At 58.8% G+C, this 3365-nt stretch carries 1 protein-coding gene and 1 tRNA gene; both read left to right on the forward strand.

From position 1 onward, the window contains the following. Positions 1-909: 909 nt before the first annotated feature. On the forward strand, positions 910-3030 hold the full coding sequence (locus Q0106_RS10740; RefSeq protein WP_297612727.1) for a bifunctional (p)ppGpp synthetase/guanosine-3',5'-bis(diphosphate) 3'-pyrophosphohydrolase: 2121 nt from the start codon (positions 910-912) through the stop codon (positions 3028-3030). 256 nt (positions 3031-3286) lie between these two features. After that, positions 3287-3363, forward strand: a tRNA-Val gene (locus Q0106_RS10745). The last annotated feature ends 2 nt before the right edge of the window (positions 3364-3365 follow it).

The following is a 3365-nucleotide window of genomic DNA, read 5'->3' on the forward strand; positions in this document are numbered from 1 at the left end:
CTGGGGCATGCGGTGTGGGAGGGGGCACCCTGCAAAGGGGCCCTCTACCCGATTCCGCTGTCGGAGAAATCGTCTTTCGTTGGCTTCTCACGGTCGCGGGCCTGCTTGAGCCTTACGGCTCAGATCCCGGAACCTTGCGGCCCCGAAATTTTTTAGAGATCCGTCGAACCCTTGGGTCTGGGATCCTGCAGGCAGACGCTGCCCGGTGTTCCATCTCGCGTACAGGCATTTTGCCATGATTGAATGCCTAGAGGCAGCGTCATACTCAAAACAAGGGAGGACGCTTCACCCAAAGGAAAAGTGCCTTGCTCACGCGTTTTCGTTTTACGCTGCTCACGTAATCCATACTGGGAGATCAAGGTAACGATGGGAACGAAGATGGCAAATGTCGAACATCCGATCGACACATCACCCGTCTAGGTGAAGTTGATCGGCGGTACAATCTCTGACGAGAGGAAGGAATGGGTGGTAACCATAGTTAACCTCTCAAGAAGTCGACCAGGCCCGGTGCTCCAACACCGGGCTTTGTCATATCCGCAGTCGGAGAAAACGTCTTTCATTGGCTTCCCACCGTCGCGGGCCTGCATGAGTCTTTCGGCTCAGATCCAGGAACCTTGCGGTCCCGAAATTCATTTTGATCCGTCTAACTCTTGGGTCCGGGATCCAGCGGGCCGCCACCGCTAAGGCGCCCCATCTCGCCGGCTGGCATTCAGTCCGGGTCTTTCGATCCGGAAACGATTCCGTAAGCAAATGCGATCGAAAAGATTGCGTGTGCCTCTTTCCTGCTCCTCCTTTCTTAGAATAGGAATACTCGGAGGAGAATTCATCCGGCCGCAGAAGCCGCGATATCTCCTCAAAAGACTGCAAGAGAAGAACAAAGAGTAGAAAACACACGAGGAGAAAGCCAACATGGAAACGACGGAGAATCGTCCTGTCGCTGATCCCGAACTTGCGAAGAGCCTTGTGGAGCCGCTCTACAGCGGCCGCACGCTCTCGACGGGTGAACCTGTTCTCGCGCACGCCGAGGGCGTCGCCAAAATCCTTGTCGGCATCCGCAACGATCCGGAGCTTCTGGCTGCGGCGTACCTCTACAGCGTTCCGAAGTTCGTTGCCAACTCCGAAGACTGGATTACGAAGAGCTTCGGAAGCACCGTTGCCGGGCTTGTTGCAGAGTTGAGCAAAATGAATGACCTCTCGAAGCGCGCCCGCTCGGAAAGCAAGGAAGCGAGCGCTGCCGTGCAGCCTGAGGCCCTTCGCCGCATGTTCCTCGCAATGTGCCAGGATCTGCGCGTGGTGCTCCTGAAGCTCGCAAGCCGCCTCCAGACGCTTCGGTGGTTTGCGACGTCCGGAGCGGAGGGCGCGAAGGAGTTCGGTGCAGAAACGCTCGCGATTTATGCGCCGCTTGCCAATCGCCTCGGCATCTGGCAGATCAAGTGGGAGCTCGAGGACCTGTCGCTTCGCTTCACGCGTCCTGAGGAATACCGCGAGATCGCGAACGAACTCGACGAATCCCGCGAGGAACGCCTCGAATTCATGCAGCACGCGGTCGAAAAGGTGAGGGCGCTCCTCAAGGCTCACGGCATTGAGGCCGATATCTCCGGGCGCCCGAAGCACATCTATTCGATCTGGAAGAAGATGCAGAGAAAGCACCTGCGCTTCGACCAGCTCTTTGACGTGAGGGCGCTCCGCATCATCGTGGGCACGGTCGAGCAGTGCTATGAAGTGCTCTCCATCGTGCAGGAAAACTTCACGATTCTCTCGAAGGAATACGACGACTACATCGCGAACCCGAAGCCGAACGGCTATCAGTCGCTTCATACGGTTGTGACCGACAAGGCGGGCCGCCCCATCGAAATCCAGATCCGCACGCGCGCGATGCATGAGTTTGCTGAATTGGGCGTTGCGGCGCACTGGCGCTATAAGGAAGCCGGGAATTCGAACGGCGCGTCGATTGCCGAGGAGCAGCGCGTTGCGTGGCTTCGCCAGCTTCTCGCCTGGCGTTCTGACATGGGCTCGGACCCCCATAAGGATGCGCATGCGGTGGAGGACGACCATGTCTACTGCCTCACGCCCCAGGGACGCGTGGTGGAATTGCCAGCGGGCGCGACGCCTGTCGACTTCGCCTACCTCGTTCACACGCAGCTCGGCCACCGCTGCCGCGGCGCGCGCGTGGACGGCGCCATGGTGCCGCTCAATACGAAGCTGAAAACCGGTCAGACGGTGGAAATCATTGCCGGGAAGACCGGGCAGCCCTCGCGCGACTGGCTGAACCCCGAGCTCGGCTACGCGGCAAGCCCTCGCACCCGCAACAAGGTCCGTCAGTGGTTCAACGCCCAGCAGCTCGCGCAGCTTCTGCAGGAAGGACGCGAGAGGCTTGATAAGGAACTCGCGCGCCTCGGCAAAACCGCTGTGAAGCTCGACGACCTCGCGAAGCGCTTAGGCTTTGATTCCGTCGACGACCTCTGCATTGCATTCGCCCGCGAGGAAATTACGCTCACAGCGCTTGCGCAGGCCGTACAGCCCCCGAAGGAAGAGGCGCCGAAGGAGCCCGAACTCGTCGTGAGGCAGGAGTCTGCCCCCTCCAAGAAGGGGAAGGTCCTTGTCGTCGGAATGGATTCTCTCCTCACGCAGCTCGCCCGCTGCTGCCACCCGGTGCCGCCCGACGAAATCGTGGGCTACGTCACCCGCGGAAGAGGCGTGACGATTCACCGAGCCGACTGCCCGAACCTCAGAAACATGGTCGAGCAGGATCATGACCGCCTGATTGAGGTGAGCTGGGGCGGCGGCATTGCCGAGTCGATCTACCCGGCGGACCTTCTCATCGTCGCTCAGGATCGTCCCGGCCTCATGAAGGATGTCTCCGAAGTCTTCCAGCGCGAGAAGGTGCATATCACGGGGATCAACTCGCAGTTCGTGAAGGGCGACCAGCACATGCGCTTCGCGGTTGAAGTGAAGGGCGGCGACGCCATGAAGATGGTTCTCGCGAGCCTGAGGCAGGTGCCTGGAGTGCTTTCGGCACGCCGCGTGTAAGGTTCTGCCATAGCCCGGGTGATCTTTGCCCGGTGCAGGGCGGTCCAGACAGCAGCCCATCGCGTCCGCGGTGGGCTGCGTCATTTGAAGCAGCATCAGGAAGAGAATCTCATCTCTTTTTAATCCACAGAAAACAATGAGAAATGCAAGACTGAGGGACGTGAAGAAGAAAATTCAGAAAAAATTTCCCCGCCCTCTTGCTTTTTAGCAAAACCTATATATAATTCACACCTCACGTTGCTCGTGAAGCTCTATCAGGCACGTAGCTCAGTTGGTTAGAGCATCACCTTGACATGGTGGGGGTCGTTGGTTCGAATCCAATCGTGCCTACCAGA

The sequence above is a fragment of the uncultured Sutterella sp. genome, from assembly GCF_937923675.1.
Lineage (GTDB): Bacteria > Pseudomonadota > Gammaproteobacteria > Burkholderiales > Burkholderiaceae_F > Sutterella.